At 65.0% G+C, this 16715-nt stretch carries 21 protein-coding genes; 5 read left to right on the top strand and 16 right to left on the bottom strand.

From position 1 onward, the window contains the following. Positions 1–80: 80 nt before the first annotated feature. The 3 genes from HMPREF0591_RS29025 to HMPREF0591_RS29015 form a co-directional block, all read right to left on the bottom strand. Positions 81–494 (bottom strand): hypothetical protein, encoded by a 414-nt coding sequence (locus HMPREF0591_RS29025; protein WP_023363536.1) that lies wholly within the window; start codon positions 492–494, stop codon positions 81–83. 29 nt (positions 495–523) lie between these two features. Then, positions 524–919: a hypothetical protein gene (locus HMPREF0591_RS29020; protein WP_007172420.1), complete on the bottom strand. Its 396-nt coding sequence runs from the start codon at positions 917–919 to the stop codon at positions 524–526. 407 nt (positions 920–1326) lie between these two features. Continuing rightward, positions 1327–1866 (bottom strand): hypothetical protein, encoded by a 540-nt coding sequence (locus HMPREF0591_RS29015; protein WP_007172419.1) that lies wholly within the window; start codon positions 1864–1866, stop codon positions 1327–1329. 338 nt (positions 1867–2204) lie between these two features. Here HMPREF0591_RS29015 and HMPREF0591_RS32775 point away from each other — a divergent pair, with 338 nt between their 5' ends. Beyond that, complete coding sequence (locus HMPREF0591_RS32775; RefSeq protein ID WP_023363534.1) at positions 2205–2363, top strand: hypothetical protein; 159 nt, start codon at positions 2205–2207, stop codon at positions 2361–2363. Here HMPREF0591_RS32775 and HMPREF0591_RS29010 read toward each other — a convergent pair. From HMPREF0591_RS29010 to HMPREF0591_RS28975, 9 genes are all read right to left on the bottom strand, one after another. After that, the gene (locus HMPREF0591_RS29010; RefSeq protein ID WP_007172417.1) at positions 2339–3055 is read right to left on the bottom strand and encodes a chymotrypsin family serine protease; all 717 of its coding nucleotides are present in this window, start codon (positions 3053–3055) and stop codon (positions 2339–2341) included. The two genes, HMPREF0591_RS32775 and HMPREF0591_RS29010, sit on opposite strands and share 25 nt — an antisense overlap. 23 nt (positions 3056–3078) lie before the next feature. Next, positions 3079–3249 carry a hypothetical protein gene (locus HMPREF0591_RS32040; protein ID WP_007172416.1) on the bottom strand — a complete coding sequence of 57 codons (171 nt, stop codon included), beginning with the start codon at positions 3247–3249 and terminating at the stop codon, positions 3079–3081. Next, positions 3246–4532, bottom strand: coding sequence for a toprim domain-containing protein (locus HMPREF0591_RS29005; protein WP_007172415.1), 1287 nt, complete (start codon positions 4530–4532; stop codon positions 3246–3248). The genes HMPREF0591_RS32040 and HMPREF0591_RS29005 overlap by 4 nt, the downstream gene beginning before the upstream one ends. Beyond that, positions 4532–4825 carry a hypothetical protein gene (locus HMPREF0591_RS30570; protein WP_007172414.1) on the bottom strand — a complete coding sequence of 98 codons (294 nt, stop codon included), beginning with the start codon at positions 4823–4825 and terminating at the stop codon, positions 4532–4534. The genes HMPREF0591_RS29005 and HMPREF0591_RS30570 overlap by 1 nt, the downstream gene beginning before the upstream one ends. Positions 4826–4858: 33 nt before the next feature. After that, positions 4859–5092, bottom strand: coding sequence for a glutaredoxin-like protein NrdH (gene nrdH / locus HMPREF0591_RS28995; protein ID WP_007172413.1), 234 nt, complete (start codon positions 5090–5092; stop codon positions 4859–4861). 763 nt (positions 5093–5855) lie between these two features. Beyond that, complete coding sequence (locus tag HMPREF0591_RS28990; protein WP_007172412.1) at positions 5856–7502, bottom strand: ParB/RepB/Spo0J family partition protein; 1647 nt, start codon at positions 7500–7502, stop codon at positions 5856–5858. A gap of 576 nt (positions 7503–8078) precedes the next feature. Continuing rightward, a complete protein-coding gene (locus HMPREF0591_RS28985) occupies positions 8079–8291 on the bottom strand; it encodes a hypothetical protein (protein WP_007172410.1) in 213 nt (70 codons plus the stop codon). Between the two features lie 118 nt (positions 8292–8409). Further along, the gene (locus HMPREF0591_RS28980) at positions 8410–9510 is read right to left on the bottom strand and encodes a tyrosine-type recombinase/integrase (RefSeq protein WP_007172409.1); all 1101 of its coding nucleotides are present in this window, start codon (positions 9508–9510) and stop codon (positions 8410–8412) included. After that, complete coding sequence (locus tag HMPREF0591_RS28975; RefSeq protein ID WP_007172408.1) at positions 9500–10069, bottom strand: hypothetical protein; 570 nt, start codon at positions 10067–10069, stop codon at positions 9500–9502. Before HMPREF0591_RS28975 ends, HMPREF0591_RS28980 begins: the two co-directional genes overlap by 11 nt. Positions 10070–10549: 480 nt before the next feature. On the opposite strand from HMPREF0591_RS28975, the gene HMPREF0591_RS31705 reads away from it, so the two are divergent. After that, positions 10550–11782 (top strand): coiled-coil domain-containing protein, encoded by a 1233-nt coding sequence (locus tag HMPREF0591_RS31705; RefSeq protein WP_023363525.1) that lies wholly within the window; start codon positions 10550–10552, stop codon positions 11780–11782. Between the two features lie 16 nt (positions 11783–11798). After that, positions 11799–12092: a hypothetical protein gene (locus tag HMPREF0591_RS28965; protein ID WP_007172406.1), complete on the top strand. Its 294-nt coding sequence runs from the start codon at positions 11799–11801 to the stop codon at positions 12090–12092. Between the two features lie 214 nt (positions 12093–12306). Here the strand turns inward: HMPREF0591_RS28965 and HMPREF0591_RS28960 are convergent, their stop codons facing one another. The 4 genes from HMPREF0591_RS28960 to HMPREF0591_RS28945 all read right to left on the bottom strand — a co-directional run bounded on the left by HMPREF0591_RS28960 (position 12307) and on the right by HMPREF0591_RS28945 (position 14386). Further along, the gene (locus HMPREF0591_RS28960) at positions 12307–12564 is read right to left on the bottom strand and encodes a Txe/YoeB family addiction module toxin (protein WP_007172405.1); all 258 of its coding nucleotides are present in this window, start codon (positions 12562–12564) and stop codon (positions 12307–12309) included. Beyond that, positions 12561–12845 (bottom strand): type II toxin-antitoxin system Phd/YefM family antitoxin, encoded by a 285-nt coding sequence (locus HMPREF0591_RS28955; RefSeq protein ID WP_007172404.1) that lies wholly within the window; start codon positions 12843–12845, stop codon positions 12561–12563. The genes HMPREF0591_RS28960 and HMPREF0591_RS28955 overlap by 4 nt, the downstream gene beginning before the upstream one ends. 81 nt (positions 12846–12926) lie before the next feature. Continuing rightward, entirely contained in the window at positions 12927–13688 is a 762-nt protein-coding gene (locus HMPREF0591_RS32770; RefSeq protein ID WP_023363524.1) for a hypothetical protein, read from the bottom strand. 2 nt (positions 13689–13690) lie between these two features. Next, on the bottom strand, positions 13691–14386 hold the full coding sequence (locus tag HMPREF0591_RS28945; protein ID WP_007172400.1) for a ParA family protein: 696 nt from the start codon (positions 14384–14386) through the stop codon (positions 13691–13693). A gap of 690 nt (positions 14387–15076) precedes the next feature. Between HMPREF0591_RS28945 and HMPREF0591_RS28940 the strand changes: the two genes are divergently transcribed. Further along, complete coding sequence (locus HMPREF0591_RS28940) at positions 15077–15640, top strand: DUF2637 domain-containing protein (RefSeq protein ID WP_157137592.1); 564 nt, start codon at positions 15077–15079, stop codon at positions 15638–15640. Between the two features lie 547 nt (positions 15641–16187). Then, entirely contained in the window at positions 16188–16412 is a 225-nt protein-coding gene (locus HMPREF0591_RS34265; protein WP_033711371.1) for a hypothetical protein, read from the top strand. Positions 16413–16715: the final 303 nt, after the last annotated feature.

Below are 16715 nucleotides of genomic sequence, written 5' to 3'. Positions count from 1 at the left end.
GTGTGAGCTGGAAGAAAAAGGGGGGGCCCGGCCAACCCCTCGTGGTGGGAGAGGCGGCCGGGCCCGGAGAGGTCCTTGGGTTAGTACGGGTGCAGCTCGGCGTTGACTTCAGCGGCGGCCTCGGCGACGTCGTTGAGCAGGTCGACTTCCGCTTCGTCGAGTCGAGCGACGTCGCAGGTGCTGTAGTTAGCGTGATCGAGGACCGCGCTGCGTTCTTCTCGCAGCGTGTGCAGTCGTTTGAGGGCCTGGTCGAGCTCAAGGCGGGGATGGGTTTCGCGGCGCACGTGCGCGATGACGTGGCCGAGGTAGTCGAGGATTTCGCGGCGACTTCCTTGCAGGGCGAGACCGTCGCCGTTTCCGTTCCACAGTCCCAGGACGAAGGGCCCGCTGACTGCATCTTCGTCCTCGGGGTGGAATTTCTCGATTGCCCGCTCGCGCGGGTGCAGGGTGTAGAGGCTGTCCGCGGCGTGGCCCCATTCGATGTGATTACTCATGGTGGATGCCTTGTGTGAGGTAGGTGGTTTCAGGCGACGACGTGGGTCAGGTGCGCTTGGATGCGGTGGTCGAGTTTGAGAATCTCGATCATTGCCGGCGTCTCGGTGTGCTCGCGGCGGACCGCGACGTCGACGCGGGTGATGATCGTGGCCGCGATGCCGGGATTGCCACCTTTGAGGGCGAACGCAGCGGCCAGGGTGAGGGCTTCGATTCGGGCCTGTCCGCTGAGGTGATCGCCGATACGGCCCCACAGCAGTGCGGCCCGTAGCGGCCGGCGCTCGGCGATCTTGTAGAGCAGGGTCTTATAGCTGTCGTCGACCAGGAGTGGGGCGGCGAGCTCGGCGAGGCCTCGGCTGGGGTTGCAGGTCCCGTTGACGAGTTGGTTACGCAGATCAGCCAGGATCGCGATGCGGTTGTAGCACATGATGTTTGTCCGTTCTGTGCGGTGATGTGGTGCGCTGGTCAGCGCTGGGGGAGTGGGCTAATCGGGTGAGGGTGGGCGGTCAACCCCGAAGAGTCCCGCGCCGAACGCAGCAGGGTTTTCGGCCCGCGCTCGCCTGGCGCGAAGCGCCATGGGGCGAGCTGGCATAGGGCCGAAAAGGTCACTGGGCCTGCGTAGTTCGGTGTGGGCGTGGGTTGACCGGTCGGGGCCCCCGGCCGATTAGACTGCGACCCCTGCTGACGGCAAATAAGGTGAGGGGCTACGGATTTGGTGGCCACCGGCAGGTGGCCAGTCCGGTCGCGCGGGGCGCGCCGGCACCTCAGCGGACCGGAAGAAAAGGGGGGCCCGGCCACCCCCCGATGGGAGAGGCGGCCGGGCCCGGAATGTGTTCAGGCCGCTCGATAGTCGGCGTCGGTGGGATCGGCTTTGTAGCGCTCACCGTCTGCGAAGACCGCGATCGCCACTCGGTGGACCTGTCGAAACGCGTCGATCATCGACAGGATCGCGGCGCGGTCACGCAATTGCCAGGTGATCGGGCCGGTGTAGAGCTCGACCCAGTGCAGTTTCGCGGTCTTGAGCTTGTTGAGCGCCGACTGTGCCACGACAGCGTAAGCCGGTGCCCTCGTCCACTCGACGCCGAGCACTGCGCGGCCGGCGGGCTCCTCGGCCACGGCTCCAGCGGTGGGGATTTCCGCGGGGACATGGATCATCTGAGTGCGCGCAGCGACGAAGGCCTCGAGCAGGCCCTGGGCTGTCTGGCAGTTCTGCAGGCTCATGTGCATGCCGCCGACCGTGATGCCGATACGGGCGGACGGGGTGCGGGCGTGGTGCACGGTGATGTCGGGTTCGAGCTGGCCTTTGATGGACACGATGCTGTGAGTAATGACGCCGGCCGGCGTGACGTAAATGGGTGTGGCGGATTTCGTCATTGGTGTGTTCTCCGTTTCGGATGGTGATGTGGTGCGCTGGTCAGCGCTGGGGTGCGGGTAAGCGGGTGAGGGTGGGCGGTCCACCCCGACGAGTCCCGCGGCGGGTGTTCGCCGGGTTTTGGGTCCGCGCTCGCCGGCGCGAAGCGCCCTTCGGCGAGCTGGCATTAGGACCCAAAACAGTCACTCGGCACGGCGAGGCCCGGTGTGGGCGTGGGTGGACCGGTCGGGGTCCCCACCCGCTTACCATGAGCGCCCCGCTGACGGCTTAAAAGGGTGAGGGGCTACGGATTTGGTGGCCACCGGCAGGTGGCCAGTCCCAGCGGCTGTACGCTGGTGTGATGTTTGAAGAGGCCTTCGCGCGTGACCTCATGAAGGGGCCGCAGGGTGTTGCGGTGCCGGCGATGACCTGGTTGGTGACCGGGCAGTGGCCGGTACCGGAGTTGAGCTTCGACGTGTCGTATCCGCGAGCTGATTACTCGGGATTGCTGGCGTTTTGACCGGGTCGTTCGGGCGCGCTAAGTGCGCGAAGGCCACTGGATAGTGAGGCGAAGCGGCCGTACTGTTGGCCGGCGGCGGTGGTTTTTTCACCTAGCCAAATCCCGATGATTTGCGCGTAACCCTGTGAGGTTGGCGTCCACACCGGGCCTCCGGAGTCACCGGGGATGCTGGGCGGCATCCCTGTGGTCAGGTATTGGTCTCGGCCTTGGGCGGCCGCGATTTGTCCGCAGTGCTGTCCGCTGGAAACTCCGATGCGGCAGACAGTTTCGCCGACTTGGGGTTCGGGATGGTCGTCGGTAAAGAGCGTGTGGTTGGCGTCGATGAAGGCCGATGCCATGGAGTTGGTGTTGAAGTCGATCAGCGCGTAGTCGGCGCCGCCGCTGCGCGGCGACTCGAAAATGGTGCGCACGAACTTGCCGGTGAGTCCGCTTCGCTTGTCGCGCGCATAGCCTGACGCGGGGTCAGAGCGGCAGTGGGCGGCGGTGATGGCGTAGGTGTGCAGGTCCGCGCCGGTGTAGACGTAGCCGATGGTGCAGAACTGGTTGCCTCCGGTGGGGTTGATGTAGTCGACCTCTTCGCCGGGGCTGACCACGGCTAGCGCGGCGTGTGCCGAGGGTGGACCGGCTAGAGCCAGAGTTGCTGCGGTGAGCACCCCTGCGGCGGCGGCGAATCGGCGGGTGATGGCGTGCATGAGTGGGGTCACCTTTCCGGGGGTTAGGCGGCGCGAGTGTGGCGCAGGCGACGCTCGGAGCGTAGTTGGGCGCGGGCGGTCATGCTGTCGATCCAGGCGCGGGCGGTGTTGGCGGCGGGCCCGGGCCGGCCCGGCGCTGCGGCGATGGCTGCGGCCGCGCGGTTGGTGATGGCGATCTCGAAACGCGTTGTCATGCAGACTCCTTCAACCGATCATGGCCAGCGTGTATCGCTGGCCTGCGTGTGTTGTTCCGGTAGTCAGTGGTGAGCTGCTCGAGGAGGGCATCAATGGCGGCCGCCTCGGCGCGCTGCCTGGGTGAGGGCTGCTCGCCGATGTCGTGGTGCAGGTCTTGGTGGGTGTGTTGCACTGTGCGCAGTTGTTCGGCGGCTTCGGCGAGCCATCGTGCGGCGTTGCGTGCGCTGCCGGGTACCAGGCCGCGACGGTCCTGGTGCGCGCGGGCTTCCTGCAGGGCGACGTCGAAACGCTCGGCGGCCACCCGGGCTTTGGCGGCCGCGGCCAAGGTGTGCAGTTCGGCGGGCGTGATGACGGAAAGGCCTCCGAAAAGCTCGGCGCGGTTCCACAGGCCGGCGTTGACGTGATCGGTGACGTCGGCTTTGTCGACGTCGAGGGCGGGTAAGAGCACCACGACTTGGGCAGTGATGCTGCGTAGGCGTGCATAGAGGTTGATCGCCCGCTGATAACCGGCGAGGTCTCGGTCGGCGACGATGGCGACCTTGAGTCCGGCGAAGTCGTCGACGAGTTCGGCGGGGAAGTTGGCGGCTCCTTGGGCGTTGGTGGTGGCCAGCCGGCCGAGTGCAGTCAGGGTGTCGGCGTCTTTTTCACCTTCGGTGACCCATATCCATGCGCCGCGTGTGGCTGCGGCCGCAATTGCGGCGGGCCGGTATAACACCGGGGTGAATCCGTACGGCTTGCGGTACACCCACTGGCCTCCGTCGCGGTAGCGCTGCCGGAACTGTTTGTGGGGTCGACCAGTGCATGCGCATTCTTCGCGGACGACCTGCTGCACCGGGGTTCCCGTGGGGGTCAGGTAGGTGTAGACCCGGGCCCGGCGCCAGTGGTGGTTGGTGTCTTCGCGCCCCGCGGTGATGCGTGCGGGTAACGGCCCTGGCCCAGGAGTTCGCCTGGCCCTGGGCTGCGTGACGCGAGGCCAGCGTTGCCCGGTTGCGGGGCTGGGGTTGTCGAACAGATCGGCCAGGCGCAGACCCAGTGCGGCCGCGATGGCGGCCGCGGGGGCTTGGCAGCTAAAGCAGTGCAGCAGGACCGCACCGCCAGTGCCGGCGCGGGTGTTTTCTCGCCACCCAACCGACAGCGAGGGGCAGTGGTCGGTGTGCAGGGGGCAGCTGGCCATGAAGGCCTCCGAACCACGCGGGCGGATGGCGTGCCCCGCTGCTTGCAGGGCGTCCCGCACGTGGTCCAAAGCGGCTCCGGGACTGTGGAGTTGGTGTGCGCTCGCCATCACGGTGTCTCCTGATCGATAACGGTGTGCACCACCGCGTAGGCCGCACGGGTGTGGCGAATGCTCTCGTCGAGGAAGGTGGCAACATCGCGGCCATCGCGACCCTCCACAAACTCGACGTCGTAGACGCTGTTGCTGCGCAGCTGCGCCAAGGCGCCACTCGCGTCTTGCAGGGCCTTGACTGCCGTAGAGATGTGGGAAAGCAGATGGCTTCGCGTTTCAGCGATTCGCTCGATGGCGTCGAGCTCGGTGAACTCGGCGACGGCTTGCTCAAGCGCGGTGTCGGTGTGCATGGGTGTGAGTCCTTTCGGTCAGGGGTGCAGCTGTTAGGCGGCGGCCAGGCCGGCCAAGCGATCCGGGCGGAACCCCGACCAATGCACCGTGGGCGAGACATAGACGACGGGTGCGCCCAGATAGCCCAGACTCATGACGTATTCGCGGGCCTCTGGGTGCTCGGTCACGTCGACTTTCTGGTAACTGATTCCCTTTTTATCCAGCGCCCGGAAAGTCGCGTTGCACTGCACGCAGGCAGGTTTTGTATAAACAGTGATCGGGGACATTACGAGCCTCCTTCGCAAATGGTTGGTGCTGCGATTGATAATTCAATATTACTGCCGTGATTGTCCTTATGCCATAGCCGGGAGAAAGAAATTCGACCACTTATCGACATTCTTTGGAGCTGCTTCCCGACACGTATGCGCCATTCTCTTGGGCGGTGAGCTCTGCTCAACATCGGTGAGGAGAAAGCGTGTACTACCAGCCTCGTTGAGGCGGCCAGCGCCGACTACGGCTCGCCTTTGAGCCAACCGGAACCCTACATACAGATTCAGGCTGATTCTCGCCCAGGACGATCTGGCGGTAACCGTAGCGCGACAACATACTCGCCAGTGATGCCTATCCACGTTCGCCTTTCATTCACCATGCGCCAACCACAGATGTGACTCATTACCGTATTCCTTCGATAGCGCTTCCTGTTATTTGATGCCATTCTTTTGCCCTTCTGGCATTGGGGATATAGACCGGCCCGCGGGTCGTGGAATGCAAGGCCCGGGCGCGAAGTTTTCCCAGTGAGCGCCAGCGAGCGGCTTGGGGAAAAGTTCGCGAGCCACCGGCCCGCAGCAGCGCGGAGGCCGGCGCCTTGCAAGTAGCGACCCGGCCGGTCAGAATCGAAAGCCCAGAAGGCAGAACGTGTTTAGCCGCCAACGGCGGGCATCGTGATGCTGCTGCCGCCGCAGCGAACACGCAGCAGGGCATGACGGGGGCGGATCGCCATCGCCCAAGGTGGGGCCAGAGCCGCAGCCCTGACCCCACCCGAGCGGCGCGCTACTCCTTTACCGCATCAGCCAAGTACTGCTCATACACCTCGTCGGTGCTTTTGGCCTTGGTCACGACTTCCTCGACGGGAGCCAGCGGATAGTCGTTGTCGGCGAGCCAGCGCAGGTACTCAGCGCCGCCGACGTGATGGCCCCACCAGCCGCTGTTGTTGCGCCAAGCATCCTTGGGGGTGCGCGATTCGAGCGCACCGAGAATCAGGCCCAGCGTGATCACCTGCGCGCGTGCGTCGCCGTTGGCGGGTAGCTCGGCCACGAGCTTGGCCACGGCCTGGCCGCTGTCGAGTCCGAGCAGTTCGGCGGTGGTGTCCAGCGCGTTGTTGTTCGTGAGCAACGCACTGTCACGGGCCAAGCAGTCCGCCACGAAGAGACCGGCGCCCTTGGGAGGTGTCTTTCGCGCCAACAGCTTCTTGACGAAATCACGCCGCACGCCAAGGGCCGCATCACCGAGCTTGTTGAGCGCCAACACTTTACGGCGCTCACGCTTTTCGGTCTCGGCCCGCTCGATCGCCGCCTGCTGGCGTGCGGCTTCGCGGGCCTCGTCGTCCAGGTCGACTGCTTCGCCGGTGTCGGTGTCCACCAGCCCGGCTTGCCGCGCGAACCAGCTCTGCGGCGTCAGACCGGCGGCGCGGTAGTCGAGGCAGTAGTAATCGGGAGTGAACACCTGCGCCTCGGTGACCGTGTTGGCGTGGCGCATCCCCTCTGCGGGTGTGGCGTCCGGCTGATCCTCGGTCTCCCAGTCCACGCTCTCTTCGTCAATCACTTCACCGGTTTCCACGTCGCACCATGCGGTGTCCTCAACGAGCAACACAGCCCAATGGGCGGGGTGCGTCACCGCGTCGTCGTCGGCTTCCTCCCCGTCAGCGGTCACCAGGTGATGCAGCGGGATGCAAGCCGGGTCCCACGAATCCGGGCGCTGCTCAAGGAGAGTGAACCCCTTGTCGGCGTAGGCCGGGGCCACTTGGGCGCGGGCCTCGTCAGTGGCACGTTGCTGGCGCAGTTGGGCGACCGTGTGCTCGAACCAGCCGCTGTCAGCCGCACTCATCAGCCGCTCAACGGCACCGGGCATGTCCTCAAACTCGGTGATCGCCGCCGCTTCGACCAGGCTCAGCTGGCCACTAGCCAGCGCATCCATGGCCGTCGCCGACCGCGAGGCCGTGTGGGCGGCCTTCACAGCGTCCTTGCCCACAGACAGCTTCTTGGCCACCTTGGTCACCGACATCCCCGCATCGATCATCTGCTGGATACCGCGCGCCCGTTGCGCGTCGGTGATGTCGAGCTTTTGATCGTTGGTGACGATCTGGTGCACGATGCGGTCGATGGTTTCCTGGGTGGCATCGGCAGCAGTGGACGGCAGCACATAGACGGGGACGCTGGATAATCCCGCTTCGCGGGCAGCAAGAGTGCGCCGCTGTCCGTTGCGGACACGGATGACCTCGGGCCGTTCCGCGTCGCGGACAGCCGTAATCGGCACCAGGACGCCATTTTCGGCGATGTTGGCGATGAACGCCTTGCTCAGCGCGGCATCGTCGCGAACATTGTCACCAATGTCGAGCAACGCCGGATCAAGGTGTTCCAAGGTGCCGATCGGCTGGTCAGTGGCATTGCCCGCAGTGTCGGTGCTGGTGATGTCGGTCATGGTTGAACCTTTCTGGGTGGGTCAGGCGTCCGCATGGCCGCCTGTTCTGTTTGCCTTCTGGCAATTGAGATTTGGGCCGGCATAGGGACGCGGAGTGCAAGGTCCGGGCGCACAGTTGGCCGCCGCGAGCGAAGCGAGCGTGCCGGGGAACTGTGCGAGCCTTGTGCCCGAAGCGAAGCGCAGGCCGTGGCCTTGACGCGAAGCGGACCGCCGGCATAATCGAAAGCCAGAAAGGCAAACAAACATGGGCTTGGGCAAGGCCCAAGCCATTCAGCAGCGCCGCAGGCGCTTCAACTTCAATTCCCCGCTACCATCGCAAAAATGCGGCTTGTGCAGACCCGGCGCGGGTGGGAAGAACACCGCCCGTCGCACTGTCCGGAATGCGGCGCGCAACTCGGAGCGCACCAGGTGCTCGTTGGCATAGCACACTGCCGTTGCGAACGACGAATGCACCGCTCACACCGTTGCCAGCACTGCCAGTACACGATTTACACGCCGTCCCTTGGTGATTCGTGCACGCTGCAAGCTCTTGATGGACGTTAAAGGCGGCGCCGGAATGTCTTAATTGCCCAACGCTTATGAATGGAGCTGGGATAACAGGGGCATGAGGTACTTGCCGACAGGGTCGAAGATGAACATGGCGGCCCAGACCATGGCGTCCATCACGGCGGTGGCGATGAGAGCCGAGACCGGCGCCCGCATGATGCGCAGGATCAGCAACGGCGCCATGATGCCGGTGACGTTTATCAGGATTAGTACCAGAATCTGCATTCGCTCGGCCTTCACCATTTCAGCGCTGATTGCGGGTTCGCCTTAGATTACCGACCGGGTCTGACACAAGCCGTCCTAGCCGCTGTTGGTCCAATTCTCCCAGCTGGCAGTGCGTTGTGCGATGGCCAGTGCGAGGTTATTGCGTCGAATCTGCGGGCGAGGCCGCTGGGCGATCGCCGTCGCCCTCGACTGTGGGAGCGAGTAGTTCATAGAGTGGGTTTTGCGCGGCGGCCGAGCGGGTTTCAGAGCCAGCGGCGGTGACGTAGCGTTGCGAGGTGGCCATGGATTCATGGCCTAGCAGCTTCATGAGGGTGTAGACGCTGATGTTGGCGCCGGCGAGCTCGGTGGCGTAGGTGTGCCGGAGCGCGTGAACCATCGCGCCGGGGGTGCGCTGGGCGTCGGGCCCGGCCAGGTTGAATGCGCGCAGCACACGGTATTGCAAAGCGCCGCGGGTGATTCGGGCGCCATCGCGGCCGACGAACAGAGCCGCGCTGGCTGGCCACTGTGGCCGCGGATTTTGGCCCGATCGCCCGCGGGTGGTGGCGGGGAAGCGGGCCGCCCGGGTGGTGAGGTAGCTGTTGAGGACGTCGACGAGGGCTTGTTCGATAGGAACTGAACGGTGCTTGCCGCCTTTTCCGCGTACCCGAAGGACCCCACCGCCGTCGCTGAGACGTAGGTCGCCGATGTTGGCGCCCCGGAGCTCGGCCGCGCGCAGCCCGGCCAGCAGGGCCGTCAAGATGATGGCGCGGTCGCGCTCGGGCCAGTCGGTCGCGCGTTTGTTGGCCGCCGGCGCCTCTATCGCGGTGATGAGTGCTTCAGCGGCCTCGGCGGGAAGTGATCGGGGAAGGGCCTTGGCCGGTTTGGGTTGGCCGATCACCTGCATAGGATTTCCGGGGAGCAGTTCGGTGGTGTAGAGGTAGGTGCACAAGGTGTTCCATGTCGACCAGCAGCGGCGGATCGAGGCTGCTTCGTGGGAGCCAGCGTAGGCCGCAAAGGCTTGGCGCAGCGCATCTTTGGTGAGGTCAAGCGGGTCGAGCCTTGACAGGTCTTGTCCTGGGTCGGCGCCGGTGATGGCGCTGGCGATCGCGTCGAAGTCTTGTCGGTAGGCCTGCAGGGTGTGCGGCGATGGCTTGCGGGTAGCGCGGTCGGTGAGGAATGCGCGGAACCAGCTAGGTCGTTGGGCATCAGTGCGTCCACGGCTCGGGCTCGGGGTCCGTGGACGTGTTTCACCCGCCACGGCGAGCCGGTCCGGGCATGCGCCACTTGATGAGGAATTCGGCCCACCCGTGGGTACGCCGCTGGGGCCGGCCGAGTGCTACCCAGTCGGCATGGGGTGCGTCGAAGGTCCAGCGGAATACGTCACGCCATCGCGCCGTGCGGGTGCGGGTTGGAGTCACGTAGCCAGAAAGATAGCTATGGCCCGCTGAGACAAGCACTTTGGTGAATGTGGACCACTCGCCGTCATCCTCCCACCACAGCGCGGGAAGACGACCGGTGTTTTGCAGGGCGGTCAACTGTTCGGCTTCGGTGTGGGTGTCGACCGCGTGGACGAAGCGCATCCACGTGGGATCGTCTCGGCGAGGCTTACCGAGCTTCTCCCACAACGCATGTGCATTGTCCCAATCCCAGGGCTTTTCCCAGAACGCCCACGAATCACCCGACCACGCGACAGCGTTCGTGTCGGAAAGCACCTGCGCGAACTCGAACACGGGTCGGCTGAAATCACTCCAGCTCCACCCGTCCCTGGGAAGATCGTCGATTGACGCTGGTGGCGGCCACGTGGCCTGGCTGGTCATGTCTCACATTCCTTGGTGCGCGGGTGGGCGAGTGCGGCTGGTCGCCGACATTGTTCATGCATAATAGCTGTTATGCATGAGAATGACGGCTGGTGTGGCAAATTTCGCGGTTTGGGTCGAGCCTGACCGCCGCCAGCGGGACTTGCCGTTTGCTATTTGAGGGTTGAGGCACGAGCGTGGCGATGAGTTGGTGTCTCTGCAGCGGCTGCTGACATCGCCGAGCCGGCCGGCATATGTTCCGGCGTTGGTGCCAACTATTCACCCCGGGTGGCCGTAGGGGCCGTCGCCGCAGCTTTCGTCACAGTGACGGGGGGTTTGGGCCGCGTCATCGGCGCGCAGGCACCGCGCGCCGCAGCAATCTGACCATCGCTGCCCGGCACACGCGTGTCCGGCGCGATCCGTTTCGTAGTTTCGTTTCGTATTTTCGTTTCGTTTCGTTGCGTCATTGCTCTGTGGCGACGAAAGCGGTAAAATGACGGAATGAGCGAAACTGCCCCGACGGACGACTCCGCGCCGCGGGATCGCTGTAACTACCCCGGCTGCACACGCACTAGCCGGCCGGACCCAGCCACGGGCCGTCCGTCGCGATACTGCGAACAGCCCGACAGCTCCGGCGGGCCGGTGCATAACCGCGCCAACGCGTGGCGGGCCCGCCGCGCGCAGCGTGGTTCGGTCGCGACGCAGGAGGACGCTGGGCTGGCCTCCGGGGTGTCCCTGGCCCGGGCCACCTTGGAGCAGCGGTTGGACGAATTACCGGAGAAGGTGGCGGACCTGCGCGTGTACCTCGATGACTTGGTGGTCCAGCTGCGGGCGGCCGGCGACGTCGAGGCTGCGGGCGCCGAGGTTGAAGATGCGCACCGGGACGCGCTCGCGAAGGTGACTGAGGCCGAGCGACGCAGCGCGGCCGCTGAGCGCGCCGCCCGGCAGGCTAACGAGCGCGAACAGACCGCCGAGCGTGAACGCGAAGAAGCCGATGCGCTGGCCGAGGACGCGATCGCCGAAACGGCGCGTGTGCGCGAGGAGCTGCAAGCCGAGATAGCCCAGGTTCGCGCCGAGGCCCAGAGCGCGGTAGCAAGCGCGCAGGAGCAGTTGGCGGCAGCGCAGGCCGAACACCAAAACGAACTCGCGCACCGCAGCGCCGAACTTGACCAAGCGCGCCGCGACGCCAATGCCGCCCAACTTGAGGCCGCCTCGGCCCAGGCCGCCCAACAGGCCGCCGACGAGGCGGCCGAGCGTGAGCGCCACACCGCTGCCGCGGTGCGTCGTGAACTCGACCAAACTCGCCGCGCGGCCGAAGAAGAACGTCAACGCCTCCAGGCCCAGGTCGACTCCGCACGCGAGGCCACGCAGCAGACCGCAGCCGAGTTAGCCGGTCTGCGCGCCGATCTCGCCACTGCGCGTGCTGAGGCCACGGCCGCACAGCGAACGATAGAAGCCGAACGGGAAGCCTTGGCATCGCTCAACCAAGAGCTCGAGCGACTACGCGACGACGCACGGGCAGAACGAGAAAGGCTTCGTATCGACCACACCGAACAGCTCACCCAAATGCAACGTAGCGCCGACGAACGGGTGCACACCCTCACTGAGGCCTTGGCACTCGCCCGTGAAACCAGCGCCGCGTATCGCGCCCAACTCCCTCAAACAGCACCGCCGAGCAGCTCTCCCCGACCACCGTCGAAACGATCATCGCGTCCAGCCCCCGAGAAGAAATGATCCGAGGACCTCGACGATGGTCCACCGATTCGTGATCCGCCGTCTGGGCTCGTTGCCTTGGCCTTCGGGCCTGGGCAAGAACGCAGGCCCGAACCATCCGTACAAGCAGCTCGAGCGCCAGCTGCGTGCCTACCTCGGCGACGACCGCCATTTCAGCGCCGCGGCCCACAAACGCGCCTACCTGACCGACGATCCTGAGTATCGACGGATCGTCTTGTACGCGCTCACTCAGACGTCGTGGAGCTCAGGCCTGCTCGATGACGTGGAGGCCGCCACCGACCTGTCCCGATCAGCGCCCCTGCTTCAATGAGCCGCTGGCCTTCGATTCTGAGTGGGACGACTGGGCGCGGCCTCACTGCGGCGACGTCGGTCTCTCGCGTGCCTGGCTGGCAAGCCCGCTGCGCATCGCAGGCCAGGCGATCGTGGACGGCCGGCATCGCCTCACATACTTGCGATTTCACCGCCCGCCCGAGTACGAGATCTTGGTACGCGTGGACACCTAGACCAGTCGAGTTTCAAGCTGGTCAGTAGTGGTATCGGGCTTTGAGGATCTTGATTTCGTGATCATCTGCGCGGTAGACGATCCGGTGTTCGTCGTCGATGCGCCGCGACCAGTACCCGGATAGTTCACCCTTGAGCGGTTCTGGTTTTCCAATCCCAGCAAACGGGTTGCGCTGGATTTCTGCGATGAGTCTGGTGATGCGCCGTGCTGTTTTGCGGTCGGAAGCCAGCCAAAATAGAAAGTCCTCCCACGCGGCGGGATCGAAGTTGATGCTTCTCACTCCTGGCCGCCGGCCATCTCCTCGAGTTCGTCGATCGACTTGGTGTAGCTGCCGGGGGTGGGCCGGGTGGCGTTGTCTCGGGCGACGGCCTCCATGAGTCGGCGGGCATTCTCGGGGGAACGCAGGAGGTAGACCGTTTCTTGCCACGAATCGTAGTCAGCGGCCGACATGAGCACTGCATCTCCGGCCTTGGACGTAATTCGCACAGGCTCGTGGTCGGTGTTGACTTGTTCAAGCAGCGGAAAGAGGCGCTGCCGGGCCTCACTTGCACTGATAGCCATGACCTCGGCCCTTCCAACCGTACCAATACCCAGTACCGTTATTGTACGGCATTATCGTACGGCGTTTGGGGTTCGTGTGCCTCAGGGCGAGGTCTTCTTGAGAGGCGGAAGAAAGACGTCCAAGGCAGCAGCGACCATTTCAGACCTGTTGGTTTCGCGTGTTCCGGGGCGCTGTTTGGCGATGCGAGCGCTGGCCCAGTCGGTAAGGGTCTTCATGACTGCAAGTTCGCCTTTGGTCGGGCGGATGCGTACCGGGAGGGGTGTGTCCTGGGACGTGCGGCCCGGGGCTTCACGGAAGGGGAAGAGGTCGCCGGGTTTTGGGCCGGGTCGGCGGTTGAGGATGAGCGTTGGAAGTTCCTGGGCATGTGCGCGGAGCGCATCGAGCACGAGGGCTGTGTGACTGGGGGCGTGGGCGCGGGCGCGTTCGAACCGTTTGACGATCGAGGCCGGGATGCTCAGGACAGTCGGCGAAACGATGTGGGCGGTGGGGTCGTCAGGATCGATGTCCAGTGTTGGCATCGCGCCGGGGTCACTGTCAGCCTTGTCGTGCGAGACATCTTCGATGGCGTCGTTTTCTGCCGTGGCGCGGTCGTGTGATTCGGCCGCCGGCTGGGATTCTGCTGGCGCTGTGGCTTGCGGCTCGGCTGGGGGCGGTGAGGGCGTTGGTGCAGGCGGAGTCGCCGCCGTGGTGGTGGTGGTGTCGCTACGGCCGTCCTGGGCGGTGAGTGGTTGATCGAGCGCTTCGGCCGCCCCGAGCTTGGGGTGGCGCGGCTGGGGGGCTTGGCGGGTGCGGCGAGCGCGACGCTCGTGGAGTTGATGGATACCGCCGAGGTTGTCGCTCATGGTCAGCCTTGGGCTTTCTGGGTGTAGGTGATTACCGCCCGGGCGACGTCGGTGATCTCGTCGACGAATTGGCGGTTCTTGGCGGGCACGGGAGTGCGCGCTGCGACGGCCATACGTAGGGATCGGCGGCTGAGCCAGCCGTATTTGCCGATTGATGGGCCTACGGGGACGTTGTAGGTCTCGCTGATGCGTTGTAGCCAGTCGACCATCTTGCGCGGAGCTGCGTCGACCATGTTGGGGATGATGAGCAGCGGGAAGGCGCGAAGTTCGTCGGCCATGCCTTCGAGGGCTTCCAGAGGCCGGGTTTCCAGGACGATCGGTACAACGATGACGTTGGCGGCAGCGATGGCTCCGGAGGCGCTGGGGTTGGCGTCGTCTCCCCCACCAGGGTGGGTATCGATGACGAGGGGTCGGCGCCATTCGGCGGACCATTTCTCAAGCTGGGTCGTGACGTGGTCTTGCGGGGGCTGGTTATTGCCCCAGTCGGGGTGGGATGGGACCAGATCAGCGCGGAAAGGGCCTCCGGTGAGCGGGCGGGGTGTTCGGCTGTTTTCCATGGCATCAAGCAGCGGCGCATTGGTGCGGGTTTCGTAGCGGTATCCCCAAGCACGGGAGGCGCCGCCGCGGTCCCAGTCGAAGTCGATGAGGATGCCGGCGAGCAGCCAGGCCAGCTCTTTGGCGATTTCGGTTTTACCCACTCCCCCTTTGTGCGCTGCGACCGCCACTATGAGGTCTTGCAAGGTCGCGAGGAGTTGCGGGTCCGGGTCACTGACAGCGAGGCGCCGGGCTGCCTCAAGGGTTGATGGATTAGACAAGGGAAACCTTCTCTCCTTCACAGGGGGGCCCTACCTGGGGGGGTCGTGCCGAGAAGCGGGGCCCGAAAAGGGGCCCTCCGCCCGCTACGTCCAACTCCCCCGCGTGCAGCTACGCGAAGCATAGCGCGTAGCTGCACGCGCGCGCTACTGCACACGCTGCGGCGTGTCAGGATGCGTGAGGTAACGCGTGCGATGGGCCGCACCATCTGCCGTTGTCTATCCCGTGGCGCAATGCGTGTGCTGTTGTCTGCAATAAGTCACGCATGATCGCGTGCACTGATTCTCGCGTTATGTGCCATGATACCGCGCGCCCTGTCGTGCGCGACCCCTCTTGCGGTACCTCGTACGATAGTACGACCGCTATCTCACGCACTATCGCACGCGATATGTCAGCTGTGCTCGCACGGGATGTCTCGCGGATTGTCTTGCGCCACAGTTCGGGGTGCGCAGCGAAGGGCCCCAAATTGCATCGCCGCGAGCAGCGCGTAAGCGCTTTGGGGCCGGTAGGTTTCCCTGTGGAGCGTTTCTTGATCATTTACCAGCTTAACGGCGCGGAGGGGGGGATATACCGAGGTGACGACCGTTGAAGCCCGCCGCAATGGCGCAGTGATCCCGGGCGACCGTGACCTCGAGACGAGCACGGTCGGCAGTCCGATCGAACCGCGGCAACCAACCGGCAGTGGTGAGCTCCATACGGAATCGCGGTCGCCTATGCCTGCCTCCCGGAGGCGCGAAGAGGCGCACGACGACGCCGAGCGGACCTTGCGCCTCGTGATCCGAAGCCGCACCGCATCCGTGTGGCTCACGGTGTTTATCGCGACCATCAGCTTCGTCTTGTCGTTCAATTCGCTGCGAAGTCTTGCCGCGATGACGGCGTGGCCGGGCTGGCCGTCGTGGTTGTCGCCGCTGCTTGTTGACGGTGTGATCATTCTCGCGACCCTGGTAATCGTGTCGTTGGCGCCGTATCGCGCGCAGTTCTGGAACCGGGTTTTTCTGTGGACAGTGTTAGGTGTTGGGGCGTTGGTGAGTGTCGGCGGTAATGGCTTGCACGCGTGGCTATCTACCGGGCATCTGGTGTCGTGGATGCGGTGGGGGTCAGCAGGGTTGGCGTGCGTAATTGGTAACTGGCGTTATTGAAATCGTCCGAATAGCGCGTTCGGGCAGATATCCCGGTACTGGCATGGCCGTGTCGGCGGACTCCGCCCTTCGTGTACAACCTGCTAACGGTGGGGCGTGCGGTTATGGCCATCGATGTTATTGTTGCACAACGGATTCAGAGCACCGTTCGGCAGCCGGGTTACCTGAAGGCGTGGATCCGCGACAGCTGAGCGTGGAGCGTGTGTAGCGGCACCCGCGGTCCGAGGATCGGTCCGGGGCGGCGTTCCTTGTGACCTCGGCGCTCGAGGCTGCACGGTGATCGTTGCCCGCACCGCCGAACTCGCCGAGCACCTACTCGCCGACGGCGAACTACGCTGCCCGCGCTGCCGCCCCGGCCAGCTGGTCGCCTGGGGATACGGGCCGGCGGCGCACCCTGCGCGACCGCGACAGCACCACGGTGACGGTGCGACCCCGCCGCACCCGATGCGATCGTGCTCATCAACGCATATCGTGATACCCGCAGCCCTGCAACCACGTCACGCCGACACCACCGCGGCGATCGGAACAGCATTGCTGCACAAGCCAAATGGACTTCGACACCCGGCGCATCGCGGTCGCCGTCGATCGGCCCGTGTCCACAGTGCGGCGCTGGCTGCGCCGCCTACCAGCGGCACACCTGGAACGCATCTACCAAGGCGGCACCCGACAGCCACTGGAACTGGATTCTGACGTTCGCTGCGCAACACCGCAACTGCTGCATCACGCGTTGTCGATCCTGTCGACAGCCGCCTACTGTGAACGCCACCGCTAGGGCATCGACGACCCGCCCTGGACCCTGATCGGGCCTACACCCGAGGTCGCCTGTTGTCGCCACCGGCCTGAGCCTCATCGCGGCCCCCGCGAGCCATCGGGAGCGCCGTTCGGCACGCCCGCCGACGCCCGTCACCACGACGACCATCACGTCGCCGCGCCGACCAACCCGTCACTTTCAGACCAACTCCCGATATCACGTCCGCGCCGACAGTGACGGCATCATCTGCATACTCAGCGACGGCCAACAGAGCGCAACGCCCGACGGTAACAGCATCACTTCGTTTGGTGGAGTACGGGTCCG

Source organism: Mycobacterium parascrofulaceum ATCC BAA-614 (assembly GCF_000164135.1).
GTDB lineage: Bacteria > Actinomycetota > Actinomycetes > Mycobacteriales > Mycobacteriaceae > Mycobacterium > Mycobacterium parascrofulaceum.
This window is presented reverse-complemented; position numbering and strand designations above follow the sequence as displayed.

Coding starts and splice junctions, on each gene's coding strand:
- HMPREF0591_RS29005 (WP_007172415.1), bottom strand. CDS start 4,532: ATGGCGAGCGCACACCAACTCCACAGTCCCGGAGCCGCTTTGGACCAC.
- nrdH (WP_007172413.1), bottom strand. CDS start 5,092: ATGTCCCCGATCACTGTTTATACAAAACCTGCCTGCGTGCAGTGCAAC.
- HMPREF0591_RS28975 (WP_007172408.1), bottom strand. CDS start 10,069: ATGACCAGCCAGGCCACGTGGCCGCCACCAGCGTCAATCGACGATCTT.
- HMPREF0591_RS28985 (WP_007172410.1), bottom strand. CDS start 8,291: ATGGTGAAGGCCGAGCGAATGCAGATTCTGGTACTAATCCTGATAAAC.
- HMPREF0591_RS34265 (WP_033711371.1), top strand. CDS start 16,188: ATGGACTTCGACACCCGGCGCATCGCGGTCGCCGTCGATCGGCCCGTG.
- HMPREF0591_RS28990 (WP_007172412.1), bottom strand. CDS start 7,502: ATGACCGACATCACCAGCACCGACACTGCGGGCAATGCCACTGACCAG.
- HMPREF0591_RS31705 (WP_023363525.1), top strand. CDS start 10,550: ATGAGCGAAACTGCCCCGACGGACGACTCCGCGCCGCGGGATCGCTGT.
- HMPREF0591_RS29020 (WP_007172420.1), bottom strand. CDS start 919: ATGTGCTACAACCGCATCGCGATCCTGGCTGATCTGCGTAACCAACTC.
- HMPREF0591_RS29015 (WP_007172419.1), bottom strand. CDS start 1,866: ATGACGAAATCCGCCACACCCATTTACGTCACGCCGGCCGGCGTCATT.
- HMPREF0591_RS32775 (WP_023363534.1), top strand. CDS start 2,205: ATGTTTGAAGAGGCCTTCGCGCGTGACCTCATGAAGGGGCCGCAGGGT.
- HMPREF0591_RS32040 (WP_007172416.1), bottom strand. CDS start 3,249: ATGACAACGCGTTTCGAGATCGCCATCACCAACCGCGCGGCCGCAGCC.
- HMPREF0591_RS30570 (WP_007172414.1), bottom strand. CDS start 4,825: ATGCACACCGACACCGCGCTTGAGCAAGCCGTCGCCGAGTTCACCGAG.
- HMPREF0591_RS29025 (WP_023363536.1), bottom strand. CDS start 494: ATGAGTAATCACATCGAATGGGGCCACGCCGCGGACAGCCTCTACACC.
- HMPREF0591_RS28965 (WP_007172406.1), top strand. CDS start 11,799: ATGGTCCACCGATTCGTGATCCGCCGTCTGGGCTCGTTGCCTTGGCCT.
- HMPREF0591_RS29010 (WP_007172417.1), bottom strand. CDS start 3,055: ATGCACGCCATCACCCGCCGATTCGCCGCCGCCGCAGGGGTGCTCACC.
- HMPREF0591_RS32770 (WP_023363524.1), bottom strand. CDS start 13,688: ATGAGCGACAACCTCGGCGGTATCCATCAACTCCACGAGCGTCGCGCT.
- HMPREF0591_RS28955 (WP_007172404.1), bottom strand. CDS start 12,845: ATGGCTATCAGTGCAAGTGAGGCCCGGCAGCGCCTCTTTCCGCTGCTT.